The following is a 5,322-nucleotide window of genomic DNA, read 5'->3' on the forward strand; positions in this document are numbered from 1 at the left end:
TGCCCGAGGGCATCACCTCCGAGCTCGGCGGCCAGAACGCCGAGATGGACACGTCCTTCTCCAGCCTGCGCTTCGCGATCGCACTGGCCATCTTCCTCGTGTACCTGGTGATGGCCTCGACCTTCGAGAGCTTCCTGCATCCCTTCCTGGTGCTCTTCACGATTCCGCTCGCGCTCGTCGGTGTCGTCGCCGGACTGCTGCTGACCAACACGACGATCTCGGTGATCGTACTGATCGGCACCGTGATGCTCGTCGGGATCGTCGTGAACAACGCGATCGTCCTGATCGACACGATCAACCGCTACCGGCGGCTCGGCATGGACAAGGCCGATGCCGTGGTCCGCGCCGGCCACGTGCGCCTGCGCCCGATCCTCATGACCACCCTGACCACCGTGCTCGGCCTGCTGCCCATGGCCCTGGCCTGGGGCGACGGTGCCGAGCTGCGCGCCCCGCTGGCGATCACCGTGGCCAGCGGGCTCACGCTGAGTACGCTGCTGACGCTCGTCGTGATCCCCGCCGCCTACGCCCTCGTACCGTCGAAGGTGAGCCACCTGCAGGACGAGGCGCTGGTCGAGGAGGCCTCGGTGTGACCCTGCCCGAACTCGCCATTCGCCGGCACGTGACCACGCTGATGATCCTCATCAGCCTGGTCGTCCTCGGCGGCGTCGCCCTCACCCGTCTGCCGCTGGCCTTCCTGCCCGAAGTCGAAGAGCCCCAGCTCTTCGTGATCCTCCCCTGGAACAGCGCCTCGCCCGAACAGGTCGAACGCATGGTGGTCCGCCCGGTCGAGGACGCGCTCGGTTCGGTGAAGGGTCTCGACAGCATGTGGTCGCGCTGCGGCACCGACGGAGGCCGGGTCCGCCTGGGCTTCGACTGGGGCACCGACCTGCAGATGGCTCGCGTCGAGGTCTGGGAGAAGATCGACCGTATCCGTCGCGACCTGCCCGAGGACCTGGGCGACATCCAGGTGAGCAACGGTTGGGGCGGACGCGACGCCGACCGGCCCGTCCTCGAGGGCCGCCTGAGTTCGGTGCGCGATCTGAGCGAGAGCTACGACCTGCTCGAGCGCAAGATCATCCGTCCGCTCGAGCGCGTGCCCGGCGTGGCCAGTGTCGAACTCGACGGCGTGGAACCGAAGGAAGTCCGCGTGAACCTCCACGTGGACGCGCTCGAACGTCACCGGATCGACGTGCGCGACGTGGCCACCGCCCTGCGCACGAACAATCTCGACCAGTCCCTCGGCCACATCCGCGACGGCGACACGCGCTTCGACCTGCGCACCGTGGGTAGCTTCCGGAGCGTCGAGGAGATCCGCGCCCTGCCTCTGCGCGACGACGGCCTGCGGCTGCAGGACGTCGCCGACGTGGTGTACGCGCAGCCACCGCTGGAGTACGGCCGTCACCTCGACGGCGACTTCGCGGTCGGGATCACGGTGGCCGCCGAGGCGAACGCCAACGTGGTCGAGGTCGGCCGAGAATTGAAGGACCGGATCGCCGCCATGGCCGACGATCCCGAGCTCGAGGGCGTGAGCTTCCTCGTCTGGTTCAGCCAGAGCGACGAGATCGTGAAGACCCTGAAGGATCTGGCCTTCACCGGAGTCTTCGGTGCGATGCTCGCCGCCGTGGTGCTGTTCGTGTTCCTGCGGCGCGTTTCGACGACGATCGTGTCGGTCCTGTGCATTCCGTTCAGTCTGATCGTGGCCTGCGGCTTCATCTGGGCGAAGGGCGGCACCCTGAACACGCTCACCCTCCTCGGCCTGATCGTCGGCATCGGCATGCTGGTCGACAACGCCGTGGTGGTGATCGAGAACATCTTCCGCCACCAGGAGAAGGGACTGCCCCAACGGAAGGCGGCACTGATCGGCGCGCGCGAGGTCGCCACGGCGGTGACCGCGGCCACCATGACCACCGTGATCGTCTTCCTGCCGATGGTGTTCAACAAGCCCAGCGAGATCAATCTCTACCTGAAGGAGCTGGGCATCACCGTCTGCGTCACGCTGCTCGCGTCGTTGTTCGTGAGCCAGACGCTGATTCCCATGGCCACGTCGTGGTTCATCCGCAGCAAGCCGCGGCCGAAGAGTCCGGTCCTGCTGTGGCTCGAACGCCGCTACGCCGGACTCGTACAGCTGCTGATCGGCGGACCGCGGTCGGGCCGTGGCGGCCGGATCCTGCGGCGCGCCGGCGCCCTCGCCCTCGGGGGCGTACTGGCGGCGTCCGGCTGGTGGGCCCTGCAGAACGTCGACAAGAACTTCGACACCGACGAGGCGGAACTCTTCGTCCAGGTCCGCTACGACATCAGCGAGCCGGTCGGCCTCGAGCGCAAGCGTGAACTGGTGGAACTGGTCGAGGCCGAACTCGAGCCCCACCGCCAGGAATTGATGGCCCGATCCATCTACAGCTTCTGGAGCGACCGCTTCTCGCTCACGCGCGTGTACCTCGAGGAGGGCCAGGCCACGCCCGAGAACCTGGCGCACGTACGGTCGAAGCTCCGCGAGCTGTTGCCCGAGGTCGCCGGCGTGGAGATCGAGGTGCAGGAGAACCGCCAACACTGGCGGCAGGATCGGGGCAAGCGTGTGGCCTTCCAGCTCGTGGGGCAGGACTCGGCGGTGCTGGCGCGCCTGGCCGAGCAGGTCCAGCGCGAACTCGCCGCGATCCCCGGTCTGCGTGATCCCTTCAGCAGCAACGAAGAAGGGCAGGAAGAGCTCCACGTGATTCCGGATCGCGATCTCGCCAGCCGCTACGGGGTGCCGCCGCAGCAGATGAGCCAGGTGATCGGCCTCACCTACCGTGGTCAGCGCCTGCCCCGCTACCGCACGCCCCAGGGTGAGCGCGAGATGCGACTCACCCTCGACGAGAGCCAGGAAGAGTCCGTCGGCCAGCTCATGGTGCTCCCCCTGTGGACCGCCGAGGGCGAGAAGATCCCCCTCGGGTCACTCGCCGACGTCGAAACCGTACCTGCTCCCGAACGCATCCAGCGCGATGACCGTCTCACCAGCCTGTGGGTCGGCGCCGAGTACGACGAAGGCACACGGTCCGACTACATGCCCGCCGTCACGCGGCTACTGTCCGGGATGGAGTTCCCCTACGGCTACTCCTGGCAGTGGGGCCGTTGGCAGCAACGGCAGGAGGAACAGGCCAACGAGATCCTCACGAACATCGCCCTGGCCCTGCTCCTGGTGTTCGCCGTCATGGCCGGTCTGTTCGAGTCGGTACGACAGGCAGTGGGTCTGATGATCGCCCTGCCCTTCGCCCTGTCCGGAGGCATCTGGAGCCTCTATCTGTTCGGGGCCGACCTCGACATCCCGGCGGTGGTCGGATTCCTGTTGTTGATCGGAGTGGTCGTGAACAACGGCATCGTCATGATCGAGCATGTCAACGGCTACCGTCGCCAGGGCATGGATCGCGACCGGGCCATCGTCGAAGGGGGGCGGGAGCGTCTGCGACCGATCCTGATGACGGCCATGACCACGCTCATCGGACTGATCCCGATCGTCGTCGAGCAACCCGCCGTGGGAGGCGTGTACTATCACACCATGGCGCTGGTCCTCATGGGCGGGCTGGCCATCAGCACCGTCCTCACCACGCTCCTGCTTCCGGTGATGATCGTGGTGGTCGAGGACACGCTCGGAGGCGTCGGACGCTCCCTCGTGCGCTCCGGTCGCGCGCTCCTGCCCCGACGACGCGCGGCCGCGATCGATTCCACGCCCTGATCCCTCCCGGAGCCCCTATGTCGCTGCAGGACCAGCTCGACACGATCCGCGAAGAGGAACTTGCCCAGACCCCGCCGGCCCACCTCGAGGTCACACGAGAGGCGATGCGCTACCTGCGCGAGACCGGCGCCGGGGGCGAGGCGCTGGGCGTGGGGGATCGCGCACCCGACTTCGCACTCCCCGACACGCAGTCCGAGCTCGTCTCGCTCCGGCCCACATTGGAACGGGGACCAGTGATCCTCGACTTCTTCCGTGGCGGGTGGTGCCCGTTCTGCTCGCTCGAGCTGCGTGCCTACCAGCAATTGATCGAATCGATCGAACACGCCGGGGCCTCGTTGCTCGCGATCTCGCCCGAGACCCCGCAACTGCTGCGAGAGACGGCCGAAGCGAACCAGCTGACCTTCCCCGTGCTCAGTGATCATCGCAACGAGGTCGCGCGCCGTTTCGGGCTCGTGTACACGCTGCCCGAGGCGCTTCGTACCCTCTACCTGTCCTTCGGGCTCGATCTCCCTTCCCGGCAGGAGACCTCGACCTTCGAGCTGCCCGTTCCCGCCACCTATCTGGTCGACACCGACGGCGTGATCCGCCGCGCCTTCCACGACATCGACCCTTCCCACCGCGGGGAACCCCAGGACTTCATCGACGCACTGCGCGATCTGAGAACGGGCTGAGACCGACTCCGACGGCGCTTCATCGCGCCTCGACGAACGCTTCATCGAAGGCCAAAACGAAGCACGGTCGATCCGTGGTTCAGTCGGAGGCGCTCACGGCCTCCGCCAGGAGGTCCGTCTCCAACCACCCAGGAGTCACCACACATGAACCCTTCGCGCACGTTCCGTACGGCGCTGCTCCTCGCACTCGGTCTGCTGATCGTGGCCGGGCCGGCCTCGGCACAGACCGATCGACTGACCATCTTCCACAACAATGACGGTGAATCGCAGCTACTGCCGACCGGCGACACCGGCGGCATTGCTCGCTTCGTCGCGACCCTCGACCGTGAGCGTGGGCTCGTCCCGGCCGGTGAAGGTCGGATCACGGTCAGCTCGGGCGACAACTTCCTCCCGGGCCCCGAGTTCAACGCCAGCTTCTCGAACGGCATCCCGTTCTTCGACACCCTGGCCATCGAGTCGATCGGCTACGATGCCCTGACGCTGGGCAATCACGACTTCGACTTCGGTCCCGACACGCTGGCCGACTTCTTCGCCGGGTTCGTGAACGCACCCCAGTACGTGTCCGCCAATCTCGACTTCGGCGCCGAACCCGCGCTGCAGGCATTGGTGTCGGCCGGTACGATCGCCCGGAGCACGGTGGTGAACACCGCGATCGGTGACGTCGGGATCATCGGTGCGACCACCCCGAACATTCGATTCATCAGCGCACCCCGGAACGTGATCATCGGTGCCGTGGTGCCGGCCATCGAGGCCGAGATCTCGGCCCTGCAGGGCGCAGGGGTCGACAAGATCCTGCTGATCAGCCATCTGCAGGGGCTGGCCGAGGAGATCTCCGTGGTCGGCCAACTCCGGGACATCGATGCGGTCGTGGCCGGTGGTGGCGACGAATTGCTCGCCAACCCGGGCAACACCCTGCTCCCGGGCGATGTGGCGGCCGCCCCC

At 67.0% G+C, this 5,322-nt stretch carries 4 protein-coding genes; all 4 read left to right on the top strand.

Annotated elements, in window-relative coordinates; genetic code table 11:
• A partial coding sequence (locus tag VKA86_01905) for an efflux RND transporter permease subunit (protein ID HKK69943.1) occupies positions 1–590 on the top strand: 590 nt, incomplete at its 5' end.
• Positions 587–3,709, top strand: coding sequence for an efflux RND transporter permease subunit (locus VKA86_01910; GenBank protein ID HKK69944.1), 3,123 nt, complete (start codon positions 587–589; stop codon positions 3,707–3,709). The genes VKA86_01905 and VKA86_01910, both read left to right, overlap by 4 nt.
• A gap of 17 nt (positions 3,710–3,726) precedes the next feature.
• Entirely contained in the window at positions 3,727–4,380 is a 654-nt protein-coding gene (locus VKA86_01915) for a peroxiredoxin-like family protein (GenBank protein HKK69945.1), read from the top strand.
• A gap of 144 nt (positions 4,381–4,524) precedes the next feature.
• Positions 4,525–5,322, top strand: a 798-nt coding sequence (locus VKA86_01920; protein HKK69946.1) for a bifunctional metallophosphatase/5'-nucleotidase, incomplete at its 3' end; no start/stop codon positions are given.

It is taken from the genome of Candidatus Krumholzibacteriia bacterium, assembly GCA_035268685.1.
Lineage (GTDB): Bacteria > Krumholzibacteriota > Krumholzibacteriia > JAJRXK01 > JAJRXK01 > JAJRXK01.